Here is a 20,062-nt window from a genome sequence, read left to right on the forward strand (position 1 = left end):
CCGCTTTGGCGGTTCGGCAAGCCTACTGGGTGGTCCAGCGCTTGATCAGTTCCTCATAGACGATGGTCTCGCCTTTCGGCTTCTCGTTCTCGAGTTTGGCCTTAGGACCGTTCGGCTTGCCCAACCATTCGGCCGGATCTTTCGGCTCGTTGAGTCGCGGACCACAGCCGCCATAGACCTTAGCGGACTCGTCGGCGGCCTGCATGCGGGCCATCGTGATGTCCATTTCCTCAGCGAGGCGATCCATCGCCTGTTGCGGAGTGAACGCCCCGGAGTTCACGTCGCCGATCTGCTGCCACCAGATCTGGGCGAGCTTCGGGTAGTCGGGCACGTTGATGCCGGTCGGCGACCAGGCGACCCGGTCTGGAGAGCGGTAGAACTCCACCCAGCCGCCGAGTTTGGGCGCACGGTCGGTAAACGACTGATGCCGAATGTCGGAATCGCGGATCAGAGTGAGCCCGACATGGGACTTCTTCAAAGACACGGTCTTCGACACGACGAACTGCGCATAAAGCCAGGCGGCCTTGGCACGATCGGCCGGGGTCGATTTCAGGATCGTCCAAGAGCCCACGTCCTGATAGCCGATCTTCTGCCCTTCCTTCCAGTACGGGCCGTGCGGCGACGGGGCCATGCGCCACAACAAATTGCCCTGATCATCGACCGTGTTGTTGCCTTCCGACTTGGGCTTCACCATGTCGGCGAGGAAAGCCGTGTACCAGAAGATCTGCTGGGCCACGTTGCCTTGGCTCAGCGCGGGCAGCGACTGGTAGAAATCGTAGCTCGCTGCTCCGGGAGGCGCAAAGTTGCGCAGCCACTCGTCCCACTTTGCGATGGCATAGACCGACGCCGGACCATTCGCCTCGCCACCGCGCGAAACGCTCGCGCCGACCGGATTGCAGGTGCCCGCCTCCATGCGAATGCCCCATTCGTCGATCGGGATGCCATTCGGCTCGCCGGGGCTGCCGGTGCCGGCCATGGACAGCCACGCGTCAGTCATGCGCCAACCGAGATCGGGTGCGCGCTTGCCGTAGTCCATGTGTCCGAAGACCTGCACGCCGTCGATTTCCTTCACGTCCTTGGAGAAGAATTCGGCGATATCTTCGTAGGCGGACCAGTTCACCGGGACGCCGAGATCGTAGCCATACTTGGCCTTGAACTTTTCCTTGAGTTCCGGCTTGTCGAACCAGTCCTTGCGGAACCAGTAGAGGTTGGCGAACTGCTGGTCCGGGAGCTGGTAGAGCTTGCCGTCCGGGCCGGTCGTGAACTTGATGCCAATGAAGTCTTCGAGATCGAGCGTCGGAAGGGTGACATCCTTGCCTTCGCCGGCCATGAAATCGGTGAGATTCACGGCAAGCTGCAGCCGCGAATGGGTGCCGATCAGGTCGCTGTCGTTGACATAAGCGTCATAGAGGTTGCGGTTGGTCTGCATCTGGGTCTGCACGGCCTGGACGACTTCGCCCTCGCCGAGGATCTGGTGGTTGACCTTGATGCCGGTGATCGCCTCGAACGCCTTGGTGAGCACGGTCGATTCATAAGTGTGTGTCGGGATACCTTCCGACAGCACGTTGACTTCCATGCCGGCGAAGGGTTTCGCAGCATCGACAAACCATTGCATTTCGGCTTCCTGAGCCGAGCGATCGAGGGTCGAAAGGCCATTGATTTCCGTGTCAAGGAATGTCTTGGCTTCGTCCATGCCTGCGTAGGCCTGACTGGCCCCGAGCAGCAGGACTAGTGCCGTTGTCGATGTTAGTAGGTGACGTCGCATGAGGTTCCTCCCATTTCGGTTTCAAGTGCGATCGGAGCGGTCGTTGTGCGGCCGCTCCAACAGTTTCTCCCCCTAGACGAATCGAAAAACGCCGATGGCGTAGACGATCGAGAGGGCGAGTGCCCACCACAGGTTGGGTCCGACAAGACCCAGCCAAGCGAGATGGATGTAGGCGCTGCCTAGCAGCGAAATGAACAGTCGGTCGCCACGCGTAGTATCGAGGCCGAGAATGCCATGGCGCGGCGCTCCGCCAGGACTGGCCCACTCCCACGCGGTCATCCCGACCAGAAGAAGCAGGATCACGCCGAAGAAGGTGGCGGTCTGCCAAGTCCAGGCCATCCATGACAGATCCATCGTCTTTACTCCTTCCCTGCGCCGCCGCTAGACGCGGCCGAGCGCAAACCCCTTGGCGATATAGTTCCGGACGAACCAGATGACGATCGCGCCCGGAACGATGGTGAGCACGCCGGCGGCCGCCAGCAATCCGAGTTCGTAGCCCGATGTGCTCGCCGTCCGGGTCATCACGGCGGCGATCGGCTTCGCGGCGACAGACGTCAGCGTCTTGGCGAGCAACAGCTCGACCCAAGAGAACATGAAGCAGAAGAACGCCGTGACACCGATGCCGGAAGCGATCAGCGGCATGAATATCTTCACGAAGAACCGCGACCAGGAATAGCCGTCTATGAAGGCCGTCTCGTCGATCTCTTTCGGCACGCCGGACATGAAGCCTTCGAGAATCCACACTGCGAGCGGTATGTTGAACAGGCAGTGCGCCAGCGCAACGGCCCATGGCGTGTCGAAGAGATTGATGGCCGAGTAGAGCTGGTAAAACGGCAGCGCGAAAACCGCCGGCGGCGCCATGCGGTTGGTCAGCAGCCAGAAGAACAGGTGCTTGTCCCCAAGGAAGCGGTAGCGCGAGAAGGCATAGGCAGCGGGCAGCGCCACGCTGACCGAAATCGCAGTGTTGATAAATACATAGCTGATGGAGCTGATGTAGCCATTGTACCAAACGGGGTTGGTGAGGATCTCGACATAGCTCGCCACCGTGAAACTGCGTGGCCACAATGAGAAGCCGCCGAGGATTTCGTTCGTAGTCTTGAACGACATGTTGAGCAGCCAGTAGATCGGCAGCATCAGGAAGATGATGTAGACCGTCGGCACGAGCCAAAGGAAGCGCGCCTCCCGGCCGCGTCCGCTCATTACGCTCGCCGACCGGAGACCCGCCGCATTCGACGCCGGTGGCGGCGTTGTCTGCTCTCGCATCAAAACGTCGCTCCTTTTATCCCCAAGGCCTTCCTTCACCGATGTCATCTCAGCCCTCCGCTTCGGATTGGGTCATCAGGGTGTAGAAGAGCCACGACACCAGCAGCGTCATCAGGAAGTAGATGATGCTCATGGCCGCCGCGATTCCGAGGTTGAATTCGCCGAGCGCTGCCTTGACAAGATCGATCGACAGGAAGGTCGTGGCATTGCCCGGTCCTCCGCCTGTCAGTACGAACGGTTCAGTGTAGACCATGAAGGAATCCATGAACCGCAGCAGCATGGCAATGGTCAGCACGCGCTTCATCTTGGGCAGTTGGATAAAGCGGAACACCGACCAGCGTGATGCACCGTCAATCTTTGCAGCCTGATAGTAGGCGTCGGGTATCGAGACGAGGCCTGCATAGGCAAGCAGCACCACTAGCGAGGTCCAATGCCATACGTCCATCAGGACGACGGTGAACCACGCCGACAGCGGCTGGCTGGTGAAATTGTAGCTGATGCCCATCGCGTTGATAACATAGCCGAGCAGCCCGATGTCCGGCAGCGCAAAGATGTTCCACATGGCGCCGACGACGTTCCATGGGATCAGCAACGGCAGCGACATCAACACCAGGCAGACCGCGACCCATGGGCCGGAACGCGGCATGGCAAGCGCCACCGCCACGCCTAGCGGCACCTCGATCAGCAGGATTAACCCGGTGAAGGCGAACTGGCGCAGGAGCGATGCGTGGAAGCGCGGCGAATTAAGGACTTCCTGGAACCACTTAACGCCTTCAAAGAAGAACAGGTTGTTTCCGAACGTCTCCTGAACTGAATAGTTGACCACCGTCATCAGCGGGATGATTGCGTTGAACGCCACCAGCACCAGCACCGGCAGCACCATGAACCAAGCCTTGTTGTTCCAGGTCTTATCCATGCTCAGCCTCCCATCTCGACGCGCCAGGAATCGGCATAGATATTGATTCCTGCCGGGTCGAAAGCGATCTTCGGATCGGCGGGAATGTCCTCGTCCTCGCCGACGATCGCCGCGATGTCGCGGCCTTCGAAACTGGCGCGCACCACCTTGTGGCGGCCGATATCCTCGACCTTCCGGATTGAAACCGGCATGCCGCTGGCGCCAAGCCTGACATATTCGGGGCGGATGCCGAGTTCGATCGCGCCTGTGATTCCAGCCTTGGGCGCGCCCGGCAATTCGATCGTCTGGCTGCCGAGCCGCGCGTTCCTGCCTTCGACCGCGACCGGCATGACGTTCATGCCCGGCGAGCCGATGAAATAGCCGACGAATGTATGCTTGGGCCGCTCGAACAGTTCGGCTGGAGAGCCGATCTGCACGATCTCGCCCTCATACATGACGACGACGTTTTCGGCGAAGGTGAGCGCTTCGGTCTGGTCGTGCGTGACATAGACCATGGTGAAACCGAAGCGCCTGTGCAGCTGTTTCAGTTGCGAGCGCAGCACCCACTTCATATGCGGGTCGATGACGGTCAGCGGCTCGTCGAACAGGATCGCGTTGACATCGGAGCGCACCAGCCCGCGCCCGAGCGAGATCTTCTGCTTCTGGTCGGCGGTCAGCCCCCTCGCCTTTCTCATAGCCATATCGGCCAACCCCGTCATTTCCAGCGTTTCGCGCACCTTGCGGTCGACGTCGGGTTCCGGAACGCCGCGGTTGCGCAGCGGGAAGGCCAGATTGTCGTAGACGGTCATGGTGTCGTAGATGACCGGGAACTGGAACACCTGCGCGATATTGCGCTCCTGCGTCGACAGATTGGTCACGTCCTTGCCGTCGAACAGAAGCTCGCCATGCGACGGATACAACAGGCCGGAAATAATGTTGAGCAGCGTGGTCTTGCCGCAGCCCGACGGCCCCAGCAGCGCATAGGCGCCGCCGTCCTCGAAGGCGTGATGCACCTCCTTCAGCGCATAGTCCTTGTCCGACTTCGGATGCGGCCCGTAGGCGTGGCGGATATGGTTGCAGTCGATGCGCGCCATGTGCCCTCCTCCCTCAAGCCGCCAGCATCTGTGGCGGCGCGGCCGAGCGGCCGTTCGCGTCGAAAACCATGATGTGCCGCGGATCGATGAACACCTCGATGGTCTGGTCCGGCTCGAACACCAGGATGCCGTGCTCCAGCATCACCCAGCGGACATCGGCGAAGTCGAGATGCACAAAGCTTTCAGAACCGGTGATCTCGGTCACCGAGACCTTGGCTTTCACCGGAACCGCCGACGGGCTCGGCCGGGCAAGAGAGAGATGGTGGGGCTGGAAGCCGATCGTGTAACTCGTATCGGCAATACCGGCGAGTTCAGCCGGCACCGGGAGGTTCACCCCACCATCAAGAAGGAAGCTCGAACCGCTCTTCTTCAGCACGATCGTGTTGAGCGGCGGATCGGCGAATGTCTTGGCCGTGACGAGGTCGTTCGGCCTGCGGAAGACGTCGATCGTCGGGCCGAACTGGGTGATGCGGCCTTCGGAAAGCGTCGCCGTGTTGCCGCCGAGCAGCAAGGCTTCATGCGGCTCCGTCGTGGCGTAGACAAAGATGGTGCCGGTCGCCGCGAAGATTTTCGGCAATTCCGCACGCAGCTCCTCGCGTAGCTTGTAGTCGAGATTGGCGAGCGGCTCGTCGAGCAGCACCAGGCTGGCGTTCTTGACGATGGCGCGCGCCAGCGCGGTGCGCTGCTGCTGGCCGCCGGAGAGGCTGAGCGGTGTGCGGTCGAGGAAGGGCGTCAGCTTGAGAAGGGCTGCGGCATCGCGCACCTCCTTGTCGATCTTTGCCCGCTCGGTCCCGGCCACCCTCAGCGGCGAGGCGATGTTCTCGTAAACGGTCATCGCCGGATAGTTGATGAACTGCTGGTAGACCATGGCGACGGTGCGCTTCTGCACCGGGATGCCGGTGACATCCTTGCCATCGAACCAGACCGAACCGGATGTCGGCACATCAAGGCCGGCCATCAGCCGCATCAGGCTGGTCTTGCCGGAAAGCGTCGGTCCGAGAAGGACGTTGAGCGAGCCGTGCTGGAGCGTCAGCGACACGTCGCGTATATGCTCCGTCGCGCCGATCGTCTTCGTCACGTTTCTCAGTTCCAGCATGATGCCTCCTCCCAGGCTTTCTGCATCACTATTCGGCAGCCGCGACATGGCGCCGGCTTATCCCGCGCATGAATTCGTCGAGCGCTGCCGCCTGCTCGCGGCTCAGATGCAGGCCGCGCTTGGTCCTGCGCCACAATACATCTTCGGCCGTCATCGCCCATTCATTTTGAACGAGGTAGCGCACCTCGGCCTCGTAGAGATCGGCGCCAAAGTTGCGGCCAAGGTCGGCATTCGACCTGGCGAGGCCCAGCAGCATCCTTGCGCGAGTCCCGTAAAGCCGGGTCAGGCGGCGCGCCAGACGCGCATCGAGGAACGGATAGGCCGTCTTCAGTTTCGCCACTTCGGCGTCGAAGCCGCTGGCCGGGAAATCGCCGCCCGGCAGCGACGCGTTTGCCGTCCACGGTTTGCCGCGCTTGCCGAGAAAACCCTCGATTTTCTCGAGCATCGATTCCGATAGCCGGCGATAGGTGGTGATCTTGCCGCCGAAGGTGTTGATGATCGGCGCCGTGCCATCGCCGCCGTCGGTCTTCAGAACATAATCTCGGGTCGCTTCCTGCGCCTTCGAGGCGCCGTCGTCATAAAGCGGGCGCACGGCGGAATAGGTCCAGACGATGTCCGAACGTTTGACCGGTTGCGCGAAATATTCGCTCGCCGCAGCACAGAGATAATCGATCTCGGCGTCGCTGATCTTCACGTCGTGCGGGTCGCCAGAATAGTCCTGGTCGGTGGTGCCGATCAGCGTGAACTCTTCCTCGTAGGGGATAGCAAAGATGATGCGGCCATCCTTGTTCTGGAAGAAATAGGCGCGCGGATCGTCGAACTTCTTGCCGATGACGATATGGCTGCCCTGTACCAGCCGGACATTGTGCACATCGTGCAAGCCGACCGTAGCGGACAGCACGTGGTCGACCCATGGACCGGCGGCGTTGACCAAAAGCCGCGCCTTGACCTCATCGGTGTCCCCGGTCTGCATGTTTTCCAGCCTGACCGCCCAAAGCTCGCCTTCACGGCGTGCGCTGATGACTTTCGTGCGGGTTCGGATCGTTGCGCCGCGATCGGCGGCGTCCCGGGCGTTCAACGCCACCAGCCGCGCATCGTTGACCCAGCCGTCGGAATATTCGAAGGCCTTTCGAAACAACGGCTTCAGCGGCTTGCCGGCCGGGTCCTTTGCCATGTCCAGCGTCTTGGTCGCCGGCAGCAATTTGCGCCCGCCGATGTGGTCGTAAAGGAAAAGGCCGAGCCTGATCAGCCAGGCCGGGCGCAGGCCCTTGGAGTAGGGCAGCACGAAGCGCATCGGCCAGATGATGTGCGGCGCGTTTTTCCAGAGAACCTCGCGTTCCATCAACGCTTCGCGCACCAGGCGGAACTCGTAGAACTCAAGATAGCGCAAGCCGCCATGGATCAGCTTGGTCGAGCCGGAGGAAGTGCCGCTGGCCAGATCGTTCATTTCGGCAAGGAAGACCGAGAAGCCGCGCCCAACCGCATCGCGGGCGATGCCGCAGCCGTTGATACCGCCACCGATGACGAAGATGTCATGGATCGGGGGTGCGCTCACAATAGTCCTCCCGGATTTCGCATTGCAGCATTTTTAGGTTTTTACGAAACCGTGATGGGATTATTTCGAAATGAGAACGAATGTCAAACGAAATATAAACGGCGACAATTGCCGCAACGGCACCCACTAGGAGAGCGAAGTTTCGATCAGTTGAACCTCTGCCTCCTGGCAGATCTTGCGCACCGACGGGATGTCGCAGCGGTCGGTGATGAAGGTGTTGACCTGCGACAGATGGCCGATGCGGACCGGCGCTGTCCGTTCGAACTTGGTCTGGTCGGAAACGAGGATGACATGCCGGGCATTGGCGATGATCGCCTGCGCCACCTTCACTTCACGAAAATCGAAATCGAGCAGCGCGCCGTCATGGTCGATCGCCGAGGCGCCGATCACCGCGTAGTCGACCTTGAACTGCCTGATGAAATCAACCGCCGCCTCGCCGACCACGCCACCGTCTGAGCCGCGCACGACGCCGCCGGCGATCACCACTTCGATCGAAGGATATATGCGCATCCTGTTGGCAACATTGATGTTATTGGTGATGACCATCAGGCCGCTGTGATCAAGGAGCGCCTTGCTGACCGACTCCGTCGTGGTGCCAATATTGATGAACAGCGAGGCATTGTCCGGGATCAGCCTGGCTGCTGCGCGGCCGATCGCCTCCTTCTCATCGGCGGCGATCTTGCGCCGTGCCTCATATTCCATGTTCTCGATGCCGGATGGGAACAGCGCCCCGCCATGAACGCGCGATAGCAGCCGCTGGTCGCACAAATCGTTAAGGTCCTTGCGAATGGTCTGCGGCGTCACGTTGAAATGCGTCGCCAGGTCGTCGACCAGCACGCGGCCATTGTCCTTGGCCATCTGGACGATTTCGGAATGACGCGGCGACAGATACATTGGGGACCTCCCGTTTTCGTTTTTCTTGTCTATAGCGGAAAACGAAAGTGATGAAAAGGTATGAGCCGGCTAACGAAATTACATGCGTCCAAAGACAAACCTCGACGCCACTTTGCCGACCAATTTCAGGCCAGCCCGCGGGCGATTTCGGTGATGACCTCGAAAGCGGTGTCGACATCCGCCGCCGTCGTCTCGAACTGACCGACCTGAAAGCGGATCGCGATCTGCCCGTCCGCCCGTGTCTGCGTCAGGTAGATGCGGCCATCGTCGTTGATCGCATTGACCAGTCGCAGATTGTGTTCGTCCGAATCGATGCCGGCCGCCGCCAGATGCCGGAACGAAAACAGCGACAGCATCGGTTCCGTGACGATCTCGAAATCCGGTTCCCTGGCCAGCCGGGCGGCAAGACCTTCGCTCCAGGCGACATGGCTGCGGATCATGGTCCGCAGATTTTCCAGCCCGTGTGCGCGCAGCAGGAACCACAGTTTCAGTGCGCGAAAGCGCCGCCCGAGCGGCACCGACCATTCGGAATAGTTGATGATGCCGTCGCGTCCATGCGTCTTCAGGTAATCCGGCTTGATGGCGAGCGTCCGCACCAGGTCTTCCGGTCGGCGGATGAACTGCATCGAGCAGTCGAACTGCGCGCCCAGCCATTTGTGTGGGTTGAAGACGATGGAATCCGCCTCCTCCACGCCCGCCCAGAAATGCCGGTATTCCGGACATATCATCGCCGATCCGGCCCAGGCGGCATCGACATGCAGATAGATCCCGTACCGCTTTGCCACTGCGGCGACGCCGGCGATGTCATCGGTGCCGCCGGTGCTGGTGCCGCCGACACAAGCGATGATGCCGGCCGGCAGCATGCCGGCATCCCGGTCGGCGACGATCGCCGCTTCGAGGGCTGTGACATCCATGGCGCGCAGGCGGCCGGCAACCGGAATGCGCACGAGATTGTCCTCGCCGATGCCCGATACCCAGATTGCCCGGTCGATGGAAGTATGGACCTGGTCGGAAGAATAGACGCGCAATATCGGCTGGCCTTGCAGGCCCTTCTTGTTGCCCTGCCAGTTCAGCGCGCGCTCGCGCATGGTCAGCACGGCGGCAAGCGTCGCCGACGATGCCGAATCCTGCATGACGCCGGAAAACCCTTCCGGCAGGCCAAGCGCCTGACGCATCCAGTCGACGACGCGCGTCTCGAGTTCGGTCGCTGCCGGCGAGGTCTGCCAGAGCATGCATTGCGCGGCCATCACCGAGACCAGATATTCGGCCACCACGGAAGCTGGTGCGGCATTGGCCGGGAAGTAGGCGAAGAAGCGCGGATGCTGCCAATGCGTCATGCCCGGCAGGATTTTTTGCTCGAAGTCGGCGAAGATTGCTGCATCGTTTCGCCTTTTTCCGGCGGCGAGACATCGATGCTTCTAGAGATTTCGCCCGGTTCGACAAGCGGCCGCACCGGCCTTTCGCGAAGTGTGCTTCTGTAGTCGGCACCCCATTCGGCCGCGTACAGCGACCATTCCCGGAATTCGTTGCTATTCATTTTCCTCTCCGTCGCATCGAGCCCAGCAATCAAAGAGCACGAAAAACGGAGGCTTTCATTCGGGAAAATCGGGCAGGCTCGCAAAAGCAGCCTTCAGTGCATTCGACCAGCCGTCCGAGATGGTGCGGTAGTATTGATCGTCCTGGGCTATCCGCTTCTTCAGGCTGACCTTGAAGGCGTCCTTTTCATAGAATAGCAGGTCGAGCGGCAGACCCACCGACAGGTTCGATTTCAGCGTCGAGTCGAACGACACCAGCAGCAGTTTCACCGTCTCGGCGAAACTCATCGTCTTTTCATAGGCGCGGATGATGATCGGCTTGCCGTATTTGGTCTCGCCGATCTGGAAAAACGGCGTGTCGTCGGTGGATTCGATGAAATTGCCTTCCGGATAGATCATGAACAGCCGCGGCGCGCTGCCCTTGATCTGGCCGCCGAGGATAAAGGAGGCATTGAAATAGGAATCGGCCTTCTCGCCCGCCGGCGACGAACTGGCGATGACTTCCTTGACGGTGTCGCCGACCATCCGTACCGTCTGGTACATGGAAGGCGTTTCGAGCAGCGTGGCGTGGCGATCGGCCACCGCCTTGGTGCGTTCGTCGAGCAAACTGACGACGGCCTGCGTCGTCGCCAGATTGCCGGCCGACATCAGCACGATGACGCGCTCGCCCGGCTCCTCCCAGACATGCATCTTCTTGAAGGTCGAGATTGAATCCATGCCGGCATTGGTACGCGTGTCAGACATGAACACGAGCCCACGATCGATCTTCAGGCCGACGCAATAGGTCATCGAATCTCTTTGGCGGCAATCTTGCCGTGGATTACTGCTCCACGGTGACGATGACCGCAAGCTGTTCTTCCGCTTGTCCCAGCCGAATTCCTGATACGGGCGTGGCGTCGCGGTAATCACGGCCGGTCGCCACCTTTACATAGCGTTCGTCGGGCGAAATGCCGTTGGCGACGTCGAACGCGACCCAGCCAAGGCCCGCAACATGCGCCTCGGCCCAGGCATGGCTAGCCGCCTGCTCGACCGCCGCATCCATCATCAAATAACCGCTGACGTAGCGGGCCGGAAAGCCAATGGCGCGTGCGGCGGCGGCAAAGATGTGGCTGTGGTCCTGGCAGACGCCGGTCTTGAGCGCCAGCGCGTCCTCGGCCGGCGTCGCCGCATTGGTGGTGCCCGGCGTATAGGCGACGCGCTCGCCGATCACCGCCATCAGCCGGTGCAATCTTTCGATATCGGTCCCCTCGCCGACCGAGGCCGCGAGTTCGCGAATGCCGCTGCCGACCGTGGTCAACGGGGTTTCATGGCCAAACAGCCAGAGCGGCGCGAAACCCTGATGTGGGCCGGAGACGCCAGCGGTGTCGCGCGTCACCACCTCGCCTGATGCCTCGACGGTGATGAAATCGCGCTCGCCTTCGACGCTCAACAGCCGCGTGTCGTTGCCGAAATGGTCGGTGAAGCGAACTTCCTCGCGCGCCCCTTCGATCGTCAGCGCCCAGGACAAAACGGTCTGCGTCGGCCCGCTGACCGGAAGCAGCCGCAACCGCTGCAACAGATAGTGCACCGGCGCATCGTAGCGGTATTCGGTCCGGTGGGTGATCCTCAGCCGCATTGCTCTCGTCCCCTGAGCATGATCTTTTCCGGAAACAGGCTTTTACTTTCCGGGATCATGCTCAATAGAACCTGTAGTCCTGGGCGATCTCGTCGCCGAGCCTGGTGTTGTCGCGAATGAAATTGGCCAGGAATTCATGCAGGCCTGCGTCGAATATGTCCTTGATCGAGCCGGCCGTCAGCATGGCCTGGGTCTTGCCCGCTGTCGCATGACAGGCATGGCGCTCGCCATAATCGTCGCCCAGGAATCTGAGGTGCTCCGTCAGGAAACGATAGCAGAATGTCAGCGAGCGCGGCATGCGAACGTTGAGGATTAGATAGTCGGCGATGTTGCTCGGCTTGTAGTCGGCCTCGTAGACCCAGCGATAGGAGCGGTGCGCCGACACCGAACGCAGGATCGATTCCCACTGGTAATTGTCGAGCGTCGAGCCGACCCACGAGATCGACGGCAACAGCACGTAATATTTCACGTCCAGGATGCGCGCCGTGTTGTCGGCGCGTTCGACATAGGTGCCGAGCTGCGAGAAATCGAAGATCTCGTTGCGCAGCATGGTGCCGTAGAACGAACCGCGGATCAGCGCCGTTTCGCGCTTGATCGCGTCGAGCACGCTGGGCAGGTCGCGTTCGTCGATCGGCTTGGCCAGCATGCGCTTCAGCGACATCCAGGCCTCGTTGATGCTTTCCCAGGTTTCGCGCGTCAGCGCGGTGCGCACCATGCGGGCGTTGTTGCGAGCCGTCTCGATCGACACCATCGTGCTCGACGGGTTCGATGTGTCGCGCAGCAGGAAATCCGCGACATTGGCGGCGGTATAGTCGGAATATTTCTGCGTGAAGGCAGCGTCCGAACCGGCACTGAGAAGCACCGAATTCCACTCTTCGGAGGCGTTCTGGGTACGAGTCAGCGCCATGCGCAGCCCGGCATCGACCAGCCGCGCCATGTTTTCCGCGCGCTCGATGTAGCGGTTCATCCAGTAGAGCCCGTTGGCGGTGCGGCCGAGAAGCATGGAAAGCGGCCCTTCGGGGCTAGTGAGTAGTGAGTGGTGAGTAGTGAATAGTGAATGTTTGGATTTCGACGGAATATGACATTGTGCTTTCCTCTGCTGCCGACTACTGAATACTTACTACTGACTACTGACTACTGACTACTGACTACTGACTACTCACTATTCACTATTCACTATTCACTATTCACTAATCATCCAGCACCCATGTATCCTTGGTGCCGCCGCCCTGGGACGAATTGACCACCAGCGAGCCCTCCTTCAGCGCCACGCGCGTCAGCCCGCCCGGCACGATCTGGATGCGGTCGGAAACCAGCACGTAGGGCCTGAGATCGACATGGCGCGGCGCCAGCCCCTTGTCGGTCAGGATCGGACAGGTCGACAGCGCCAGCGTCGGCTGGGCGATGTAGTTCGACGGTTTTGCCGCGAGTTTTTTGGAAAAGTCCTCGCATTCCTTCTTGGTCGCCGCCGGCCCGACCAGCATGCCGTAGCCGCCGGAGCCGTGCACCTCCTTCACCACCAACTCGTCGATATGTTCGAGCACGTATTTCAGGCTGTCCGGCTCCGAGCAGCGCCAAGTCGGGATGTTGCCGAGGATTGCCTTGCGGCCGGTGTAGAATTCGACGATCTCGGGCATGTAGGAATAGATCGCCTTGTCGTCGGCGATGCCGGTTCCCGGCGCATTGGCGATGGTGATGTTGCCGGCGCGGTAGACATCCATGATGCCCGGCACTCCAAGTGCTGAGTCCGGACGGAAGGTCAACGGATCGAGGAAAGAATCGTCCACCCTTCGATAAAGCACGTCGATCTGCTTGTAGCCTTCGGTCGTGCGCATCGCGACGTGGCCATCGACGACGCGCAGATCCTGCCCCTCGACAAGCTGCACACCCATCTGGTCGGCAAGGAAGGCATGTTCGAAATAGGCGGAGTTGAAGCTGCCCGGCGTCAGCACGGCAATGGTCGGCGCGCCCTTGGTGCTTTGCGGCCGCACCGCCGCCAGCGACTGGCGCAAGAGCTGCGGATAGTTTTCCACCGGCCGCACCTTGATCTGCTGGAACAGCTCTGGGAAGAGCTGCATCATCGTCTCGCGGTTCTCCAGCATGTAGGAGACGCCGGACGGCGTGCGCGCATTGTCCTCCAGCACATAGAACTCGTTCTCGCTGATGCGAACGATATCGACGCCGATGATATGGGTGTAGACGCCGGCCGGCGGCCGTACCCCGATCATCTCCGGCAGGAACGCCTCGTTCTTGGCGATCAATTCCTTGGGGACGCGCCCGGCGCGCAAGATCTCCTGGCGGTGGTAGATATCGTCGAGAAACGCGTTCAGCGCCTGGACGCGCTGCTCGATGCCCTGCGTCAGCCGTCGCCATTCATTGCCGGAAATGATGCGCGGGACGATATCGAAGGGAATAAGGCGTTCGGAGGCTTCCTGCTCGCCATAGACGGCAAAGGTGATACCGGTCTTGCGAAAGACGCGTTCGGCGTCCTGCATCTTCTCGCTAAGCCTGGCCGGATCCTGCTCCTTCAGCCAGCGGTCGTAAGCCGAATACGGTTTTCTCAATCCGGAGATTTCCGGAAGCATTTCGTCGAACGCTGCCAATCGCATACTCCCCTGTGAGGCCATTTCACTGGCGTCACGCGAGAAAATCAAGCGCAATCGGTGATTTGGAGGATGCTGGCGATCAGTATGTCGCGACCTGCCTAAAATTAGGGCATCGCCGATATGGCTGGGTCAGGCTTTGCCTCGTGCCCGGGCAGGCGGCCGGCGCCGCTCAGAGACTGTTTCGAAATTCGCTCTGGCGAGTCATATGGTGGTGGTTTCGAGAACCGGCGCGCAGCGGACATTAGAGCGCTGCGCGTCCAATTGGACGCGCAAGGACGCTCTAACACTTTGCATTTGCGCATGATCCCTTTCCGGAAACCGAAATCGGTTTCCGGGGTCATGCGCTGGTCCGTGAGCACCGGAAGCGCAGAAAACGCCATCAGATGGCCGCCAGAGTAGAGTTTCCAAACGGTCTCTCAGAACGCGCGGAAGGTGACGACTGTAAACGTGTCCTTGATACCTGGAAGAATCTGCACCTTCTCGTTGACGAAATGGCCGATGTCTTCCTCGTCGTCGACATAGAATTTGGCGAGCAGATCGTAGTCGCCGGCTGTCGAGTAGATTTCCGAGGCGATCTCGGCATCGGCCAACGCGCCGGCAACGTCATAGGACTTGCCCAGATCGCACTTTATCTGCACGAAAAATGCCTTCATTGCCCGGTCCTGCTCAAGCTTGCATGCATATCGGCCCTTGTGGCAGACTGCCGCCCGGCTTTCAAGCATCAGGACGGCGCTCAGGCGGAACCCGGCTTAAGTGCAGCCAATCGCCGAAATGTTCGCGCCCGCTGATCGTCGGGCCGGACGGCAAGGATTACCCGACGGCAGTTCCCGCATCACTGGCTGCAACCTGCGCGCGGCACTTCGCTGAGCACCTGAGCGCTCGATCACATCGCCGGGATATCGCCCCTAGCCCAGCCCTCGGAAATTTCCGCCGCCCGCGCCTCGAAGGCGCCGGCGTCGATGGCGGCACGAATGTCCTGCATCAGCCTCTGGTAGTAGGAAAGGTTGTTCCAGGTCAGAAGCATCGCCCCCAGCGCCTCTTGCGAGCGGACCAGATGATGCAGATAGGCGCGTGAATAATCTCTGGCGGCCGGGCAGTCGCTTTCCTCGTCGAGCGGACGCGGATCCTCGGCATGGCGGGCGTTGCGCAGATTGACCTTGCCGCGCCTTGTATAGGCGAGGCCATGGCGGCCGGCGCGCGTCGGCATCACGCAATCGAACATGTCGATGCCGCGCGCCACCGATTTCAATATGTCGTCGGGCGTGCCGACACCCATCAGATAACGCGGCCTGTCGGCGGGCAGTTCCGGGCAGGTGATGTCGAGCATTTCGAGCATCACCGCTTGCGGCTCGCCGACCGCCAGCCCGCCGATCGCATAGCCCTTGAGGTCCATCGCTTTCAGCGCCTGCGCCGAGCGCAGCCGCAGGGCCGGTATGTCGCCGCCCTGGACGATGCCAAACATCGCCTTGCCCGGCTGGTCGCCGAACGCCGTCTTGCAACGCTCGGCCCAGCGCAGCGACAGGTCCATGGCCCGCTCGATCTCCTTCTCCATGGCCGGCAGCGCGGTGCATTCGTCGAGCTGCATCTGGATGTCGGAATCGAGCAGCCCTTGGATCTCGATCGAGCGCTCGGGCGACATCTCATGGGCGGCGCCGTCGATATGCGAGCGGAAGGTGACGCCGTTTTCGGTCAGTTTCCTAAGCTTCGACAGCGACATCACCTGGAAGCCGCCGCTGTCGGTCAGGATCGGATGCGGCCAGCGGGCGAATTCATGCAGGCCGCCAAGCCGCGCCACACGTTCGGCGCCGGGCCGCAGCATCAGATGATAGGTGTTGCCCAGGATGATGTCCGAGCCGACACCGCGCACCTGGTCCATATACATGGTCTTGACCGTGCCGCCGGTGCCGACCGGCATGAAGGCCGGCGTGCGGACTTCTCCGCGCGGCATGGTGATGGAGCCGCGCCGCGCTTTGCCGTCGGTCGCCAGCACCTCGAAGGTGAACGCCTTAGTCATTGAATTCCTTGTTCTATACCGGGAGCGCGTCCATCGTTGTCCTCTTTGAACAGAAGGCTTGCGTCTCCGTAGGAGTAGAACCTGTAGCGGGTCTCGATGGCATGCGCATAGGCCGCACGCATCGTTTCCAGACCGCAAAACGCCGAAACCAGCATGAACAGCGTCGAACGCGGCAGATGGAAATTGGTCATCAGCATGTCGGCGGCCTTGAATCGGTAACCGGGTGTGATGAAGATGTCGGTCGGACCCGACCATCCGGCCAATGTGCCGTCCTCCCGCGTGGCGCTCTCCAGCAGGCGCAGCGGCGTCGTGCCGACGGCGATGATGCGCCCGTCGCGCGCCTTCGCCGCGTTGAGCGCCGCGGCGGTTTCCGGGCTGACAGAACCGATCTCGGCATGCATCTTGTGGTCGGCGGTGTCGTCGACTTTCACCGGCAGGAACGTGCCGGCGCCGACATGCAGGGTGACGAAGCGCCGCTCGACGCCCTTGGCATCGAGAGCGGCGAAAAGCTCGGGCGTGAAATGCAGGCCGGCAGTGGGTGCCGCCACAGCCCCCTCCTCCCTGGCATAGATGGTCTGGTAGTCCTTGCGGTCGCGTTCGTCGTCGTCGCGCTTCGAAGCGATGTAAGGCGGCAGCGGAATGTGGCCGACGGCGTGCAGCGCCTCATCGAGAAACGGACCTGAGAGGTCAAAACCGAGCAAAGCCTCGCCGGCCTCGCCCTTCGCGATCACCGTGGCATCAAGCTGGCCGAGAAAGCAGGAATTGGCGTCATGGCCGAAATGGATGCGGTCGCCGACGGCGATGCGCTTGCCCGGCCGCATGAAAGCCAGCCAGCGGTCGGGAGCCACCCGCATGTGCAGCGTGGCTTCGACCTGCGCCGCTGCTTCGCCGCGCCGCCTGATGCCTTTCAGCTGCGCCGGGATGACCTTGGTATCGTTGAAGACCAGCACGTCACCGGACTCGAGCAGGGACGGCAGCTCGCGCACCGTCCGGTCCTCAAGTCCCTCACCCGGTCTGACAACCAGCATTTTGGCGCTGTCGCGCGGTTCTGCCGGTCGAAGCGCGATGCGCTCCTCCGGCAGATCAAAGTCGAATAGATCGACGCGCAAGAAAACCCCGCCTCAAAATTCCGGGCAGGTCACCGCCCAGGCGCCAACACCGGCGATGCTCAGCGTGCCGCCCATTGCGGAATTGGACTGTTCCGTGGCCTTGACCAGTCGCAATTTGGCGACGATCGAGCTGATGCCCTCATCGGTGAGATCGATCGCCATCTGCTGGTCGTCCTCGAATGCCTGTCCGACGATGACTTTCGTCGAACCCGGCTGACCGTCGGTGGTCCAGTTCCTGCCGCCGGCATCAAGCCATACGCGCGCAACCGCGATGACGGCAGTGTGCCCCATCAGGACGTCGATCGATGCCGCGTCGCCCTCAGCGCTGCAAACAATCGATTCTGTCGCCAGCGCCGGAGTAGCCGCCGCGACAAGCATCAGAGTGATCGCCGCGACAGCTCGGTAGGTCATTTTACGTCGGCCGCCACCTTCAGCGACACGATCTTGTCAGGATCCGGCACCGGCTCGCCGCGCTTGATCTTGTCGACATTGTCCATGCCTTCGATGACCTGGCCCCAGACCGTGTATTGGCGGTTGAGGAAGGCGGCATCGTCGAAGCAGATGAAGAACTGCGAGTTGGCCGAGTTCGGGTTCTGCGAGCGTGCCATCGAGCAGGTGCCGCGGCCGTGATTGGCGTTGGAGAACTCCGCCTTCAGGTCGGGCTTGTCGGAGCCGCCCGTGCCGGCGCGCGACGGTGCGAAAGAGGGCTTGCTGGAATTTCCGAATTTTACGTCCCCGGTCTGCGCCATGAAGCCGTCGATAACGCGGTGGAACACCACGCCGTCATAAGCGCCTTCGCGCGCCAGTTCCTTGATACGGCCGACATGGCCAGGTGCCAGATCGGGAAACAGTTCGATGACGACCTTGCCCTTGGTCGTTTCCATGATGAGCGCGTTCTCGCGGTCCTTGATCTCGGCCATGTCAGAATATCCTTTGAAACAAAATGGGTTTACTTGCCGTCGGCGGCTATGCGCACCTTGATCATGCGATCGGGACCGGTGACGACCCCGTTCTGCGCCTCGTCGCCTTTCTTTATCTGGTCCACCAACTCCATGCCTTTCTCGACATTACCGACGATGGTGTACTGGCCATCGAGCGGCGGCGCCGGCGCGAACATGATGAAGAACTGCGAATTGGCGGAATCCGGGTCCTGCGAGCGGGCCATGCCGACCACGCCGCGCTCGTAGCGCTCGGACGTCGAGAATTCGGCCGGCAGGTCGGGAAGATCGGAACCGCCGGTACCGACAGCATCGGCGTTGAAGCCGTTCTTCATGTTGCCGAACTTCACGTCGCCGGTCTGCGCCATGAAGCCGTCGATGACGCGGTGGAAAGCGACGTTGTCGTAAGCGCCCTGACGCACCAGCTTCTTGATCTGCTCGACGTGCTTCGGCGCGAGATCGGGCCTGAGCGCGATGGTCACGTCGCCGCCCTTCAGAGTGATGATCATGGTGTTTTCCGGATCGGCGGCGAACGCCGAAACAGACGCAGCCAGAAGACCGAAAACAACGACAAAGCAGGTGGCGAGCCTTTTGAGCTGCATGGATATTTCTCCGAAAACCTTTGTTTCATGCATGTCGTTGTCCCAAAACCGGGTTCCACGTTGGGGCGACACGCATTATTTCGCAAATTTGGCGGTAAGTGCGCCGGCCACAGCCGTCGGAACGAAGGGGCGAATGTCGCCTCCCATCGAGGCTATCTGACGGACAAGTGTGGCGGTAATGGTTCGCACCGAAGGGCTGGCGGGCAGAAAAACCGTCTGCAGTTCCGGCGCCATGGTCTCGTTCATGCCGGCCATCTGCATCTCGTAGTCGAGATCGGTGCCGTCGCGCAGGCCGCGGATCATGATCGAGGCGCCCTGCTTCCTGGCTGCGTCGATGACCAGCCCGTCGAAAGCGACAACCTTGATGCGCGCGCCGTCGCGGCCGAATTCGGCCTTCGTCGCTGCTTCGATGAGGCCGACCCGTTCTTCGAAGGAAAACAGCGGCTTCTTGCCGGGATGAGTGCCTATCGCCGCATAGACGGTGTCCGCCACGGCCAGCGACGCCTTCAGCACGTCGAGATGGCCGTTGGTCGGCGGGTCGAAGGAGCCGGCATAAAGGGCGATGCGTTCTGTCATGGCAGGGTGCTTCTAGCGAGCCTCTCTCGCAAAGGCAATCCGATCAGCGAGCCGCCAATGCATGTCGCCGCAAAAGCATGCCCTCGGGCCTGACCCGGGGCCTGACCCGAGGGGGTGCGCGGCGGCTTTGGGACAACGACATGCACCCAGAAAGGGACTCGAAGCGCATCGGCTGAGCCACGTTAATCGCGATGCGCTTTGAGTGAACCTTTTGGCCGAGATGAACGACCAATGAATGGGCCGATCACGAAGGCTTCACGCAGCGTTCACTAGGTTGCAGCTTCAGAAGATGAAACCAAAACCCCATTTAATCGTTGCTAGGTGCAGGAGAACACGCACATGCTAATCTACATGCTCGCCGCCGCAATGACCGTCGCCATGCTGATAGCCACTGTATTCGGGCTGCATCAGGAAGCAGGGCGTGTCCGCGCCAAGGTCAATACCAAACGGTTCGAAGGCTTCGGTATCCGCAAGCCTTATCGCCACTTCTGAACCGGCCGCTTTT

The 20,062-nt window shown here is 61.1% G+C and carries 20 protein-coding genes and 1 pseudogene; 1 reads left to right on the top strand and 20 read right to left on the bottom strand.

Annotation, left to right across the window (positions count from 1 at the left end):
* Positions 1–22: 22 nt before the first annotated feature.
* The 20 genes and pseudogenes from AC0L3I_RS10070 to coaD form a co-directional block, all read right to left on the bottom strand.
* Entirely contained in the window at positions 23–1,765 is a 1,743-nt protein-coding gene (locus AC0L3I_RS10070) for an ABC transporter substrate-binding protein (RefSeq protein WP_254025941.1), read from the bottom strand.
* Between the two features lie 72 nt (positions 1,766–1,837).
* Positions 1,838–2,119, bottom strand: coding sequence for a DUF2160 domain-containing protein (locus AC0L3I_RS10075; protein ID WP_473487039.1), 282 nt, complete (start codon positions 2,117–2,119; stop codon positions 1,838–1,840).
* Positions 2,120–2,146: 27 nt separating this feature from the next.
* Entirely contained in the window at positions 2,147–2,965 is an 819-nt protein-coding gene (locus AC0L3I_RS10080) for a carbohydrate ABC transporter permease (protein WP_473526784.1), read from the bottom strand.
* Between the two features lie 112 nt (positions 2,966–3,077).
* Positions 3,078–3,944 (bottom strand): carbohydrate ABC transporter permease, encoded by an 867-nt coding sequence (locus AC0L3I_RS10085; RefSeq protein ID WP_065007669.1) that lies wholly within the window; start codon positions 3,942–3,944, stop codon positions 3,078–3,080.
* A 2-nt stretch (positions 3,945–3,946) separates the two neighbouring features.
* Positions 3,947–5,017, bottom strand: coding sequence for an ABC transporter ATP-binding protein (locus AC0L3I_RS10090; protein WP_473526785.1), 1,071 nt, complete (start codon positions 5,015–5,017; stop codon positions 3,947–3,949).
* Between the two features lie 13 nt (positions 5,018–5,030).
* Positions 5,031–6,113 carry an ABC transporter ATP-binding protein gene (locus AC0L3I_RS10095; RefSeq protein ID WP_473526786.1) on the bottom strand — a complete coding sequence of 361 codons (1,083 nt, stop codon included), beginning with the start codon at positions 6,111–6,113 and terminating at the stop codon, positions 5,031–5,033.
* Between the two features lie 28 nt (positions 6,114–6,141).
* On the bottom strand, positions 6,142–7,668 hold the full coding sequence (gene glpD / locus AC0L3I_RS10100) for a glycerol-3-phosphate dehydrogenase (RefSeq protein WP_473526787.1): 1,527 nt from the start codon (positions 7,666–7,668) through the stop codon (positions 6,142–6,144).
* Positions 7,669–7,794: 126 nt separating this feature from the next.
* Positions 7,795–8,562 (bottom strand): DeoR/GlpR family DNA-binding transcription regulator, encoded by a 768-nt coding sequence (locus tag AC0L3I_RS10105; RefSeq protein WP_473487044.1) that lies wholly within the window; start codon positions 8,560–8,562, stop codon positions 7,795–7,797.
* A gap of 125 nt (positions 8,563–8,687) precedes the next feature.
* A pseudogene (locus AC0L3I_RS10110) lies at positions 8,688–10,099 on the bottom strand (pyridoxal phosphate-dependent decarboxylase family protein).
* A gap of 55 nt (positions 10,100–10,154) precedes the next feature.
* Entirely contained in the window at positions 10,155–10,886 is a 732-nt protein-coding gene (locus AC0L3I_RS10115) for a proteasome-type protease (RefSeq protein WP_095492829.1), read from the bottom strand.
* A 31-nt stretch (positions 10,887–10,917) separates the two neighbouring features.
* Entirely contained in the window at positions 10,918–11,712 is a 795-nt protein-coding gene (locus AC0L3I_RS10120; protein ID WP_473526788.1) for a transglutaminase family protein, read from the bottom strand.
* Between the two features lie 61 nt (positions 11,713–11,773).
* Positions 11,774–12,715: an alpha-E domain-containing protein gene (locus AC0L3I_RS10125; protein WP_473487047.1), complete on the bottom strand. Its 942-nt coding sequence runs from the start codon at positions 12,713–12,715 to the stop codon at positions 11,774–11,776.
* Positions 12,716–12,902: 187 nt separating this feature from the next.
* Positions 12,903–14,315, bottom strand: a complete 1,413-nt coding sequence (locus tag AC0L3I_RS10130) for a circularly permuted type 2 ATP-grasp protein (protein ID WP_473526789.1) — start codon at positions 14,313–14,315, stop codon at positions 12,903–12,905.
* A gap of 419 nt (positions 14,316–14,734) precedes the next feature.
* Positions 14,735–14,971: an Lrp/AsnC ligand binding domain-containing protein gene (locus AC0L3I_RS10135; RefSeq protein ID WP_095492825.1), complete on the bottom strand. Its 237-nt coding sequence runs from the start codon at positions 14,969–14,971 to the stop codon at positions 14,735–14,737.
* Between the two features lie 230 nt (positions 14,972–15,201).
* Positions 15,202–16,332, bottom strand: a complete 1,131-nt coding sequence (gene tgt, locus AC0L3I_RS10140; RefSeq protein ID WP_473526790.1) for a tRNA guanosine(34) transglycosylase Tgt — start codon at positions 16,330–16,332, stop codon at positions 15,202–15,204.
* Positions 16,329–17,441: a tRNA preQ1(34) S-adenosylmethionine ribosyltransferase-isomerase QueA gene (queA, locus tag AC0L3I_RS10145; RefSeq protein ID WP_473526791.1), complete on the bottom strand. Its 1,113-nt coding sequence runs from the start codon at positions 17,439–17,441 to the stop codon at positions 16,329–16,331. The genes tgt and queA overlap by 4 nt, the downstream gene beginning before the upstream one ends.
* A gap of 12 nt (positions 17,442–17,453) precedes the next feature.
* Positions 17,454–17,852: a hypothetical protein gene (locus tag AC0L3I_RS10150; protein WP_473526792.1), complete on the bottom strand. Its 399-nt coding sequence runs from the start codon at positions 17,850–17,852 to the stop codon at positions 17,454–17,456.
* Positions 17,849–18,361, bottom strand: a complete 513-nt coding sequence (locus AC0L3I_RS10155) for a peptidylprolyl isomerase (protein WP_023801171.1) — start codon at positions 18,359–18,361, stop codon at positions 17,849–17,851. Before AC0L3I_RS10155 ends, AC0L3I_RS10150 begins: the two co-directional genes overlap by 4 nt.
* Before the next feature lie 29 nt (positions 18,362–18,390).
* A complete protein-coding gene (locus AC0L3I_RS10160) occupies positions 18,391–18,981 on the bottom strand; it encodes a peptidylprolyl isomerase (RefSeq protein ID WP_473526793.1) in 591 nt (196 codons plus the stop codon).
* A 75-nt stretch (positions 18,982–19,056) separates the two neighbouring features.
* The gene (gene coaD / locus AC0L3I_RS10165; RefSeq protein ID WP_473526794.1) at positions 19,057–19,557 is read right to left on the bottom strand and encodes a pantetheine-phosphate adenylyltransferase; all 501 of its coding nucleotides are present in this window, start codon (positions 19,555–19,557) and stop codon (positions 19,057–19,059) included.
* Positions 19,558–19,896: 339 nt separating this feature from the next.
* On the opposite strand from coaD, the gene AC0L3I_RS10170 reads away from it, so the two are divergent.
* A complete protein-coding gene (locus tag AC0L3I_RS10170) occupies positions 19,897–20,049 on the top strand; it encodes a hypothetical protein (RefSeq protein WP_473526795.1) in 153 nt (50 codons plus the stop codon).
* Positions 20,050–20,062 lie beyond the last annotated feature (13 nt).

The organism is Mesorhizobium sp. WSM4840 (genome assembly GCF_055811755.1).

Bases quoted from the DNA above. Each gene is read 5' to 3' on its own strand.
- AC0L3I_RS10070 (WP_254025941.1), bottom strand. From the start codon at position 1,765: ATGCGACGTCACCTACTAACATCGACAACGGCACTAGTCCTGCTGCTC.
- AC0L3I_RS10075 (WP_473487039.1), bottom strand. From the start codon at position 2,119: ATGGATCTGTCATGGATGGCCTGGACTTGGCAGACCGCCACCTTCTTC.
- AC0L3I_RS10080 (WP_473526784.1), bottom strand. From the start codon at position 2,965: ATGAGCGGACGCGGCCGGGAGGCGCGCTTCCTTTGGCTCGTGCCGACG.
- AC0L3I_RS10085 (WP_065007669.1), bottom strand. From the start codon at position 3,944: ATGGATAAGACCTGGAACAACAAGGCTTGGTTCATGGTGCTGCCGGTG.
- AC0L3I_RS10090 (WP_473526785.1), bottom strand. From the start codon at position 5,017: ATGGCGCGCATCGACTGCAACCATATCCGCCACGCCTACGGGCCGCAT.
- AC0L3I_RS10095 (WP_473526786.1), bottom strand. From the start codon at position 6,113: ATGCTGGAACTGAGAAACGTGACGAAGACGATCGGCGCGACGGAGCAT.
- AC0L3I_RS10105 (WP_473487044.1), bottom strand. From the start codon at position 8,562: ATGTATCTGTCGCCGCGTCATTCCGAAATCGTCCAGATGGCCAAGGAC.
- AC0L3I_RS10115 (WP_095492829.1), bottom strand. From the start codon at position 10,886: ATGACCTATTGCGTCGGCCTGAAGATCGATCGTGGGCTCGTGTTCATG.
- AC0L3I_RS10120 (WP_473526788.1), bottom strand. From the start codon at position 11,712: ATGCGGCTGAGGATCACCCACCGGACCGAATACCGCTACGATGCGCCG.
- AC0L3I_RS10125 (WP_473487047.1), bottom strand. From the start codon at position 12,715: ATGCTTCTCGGCCGCACCGCCAACGGGCTCTACTGGATGAACCGCTAC.
- AC0L3I_RS10135 (WP_095492825.1), bottom strand. From the start codon at position 14,971: ATGAAGGCATTTTTCGTGCAGATAAAGTGCGATCTGGGCAAGTCCTAT.
- tgt (WP_473526790.1), bottom strand. From the start codon at position 16,332: ATGACTAAGGCGTTCACCTTCGAGGTGCTGGCGACCGACGGCAAAGCG.
- AC0L3I_RS10150 (WP_473526792.1), bottom strand. From the start codon at position 17,852: ATGACCTACCGAGCTGTCGCGGCGATCACTCTGATGCTTGTCGCGGCG.
- AC0L3I_RS10155 (WP_023801171.1), bottom strand. From the start codon at position 18,361: ATGGCCGAGATCAAGGACCGCGAGAACGCGCTCATCATGGAAACGACC.
- AC0L3I_RS10160 (WP_473526793.1), bottom strand. From the start codon at position 18,981: ATGCAGCTCAAAAGGCTCGCCACCTGCTTTGTCGTTGTTTTCGGTCTT.
- coaD (WP_473526794.1), bottom strand. From the start codon at position 19,557: ATGACAGAACGCATCGCCCTTTATGCCGGCTCCTTCGACCCGCCGACC.
- AC0L3I_RS10170 (WP_473526795.1), top strand. From the start codon at position 19,897: ATGCTAATCTACATGCTCGCCGCCGCAATGACCGTCGCCATGCTGATA.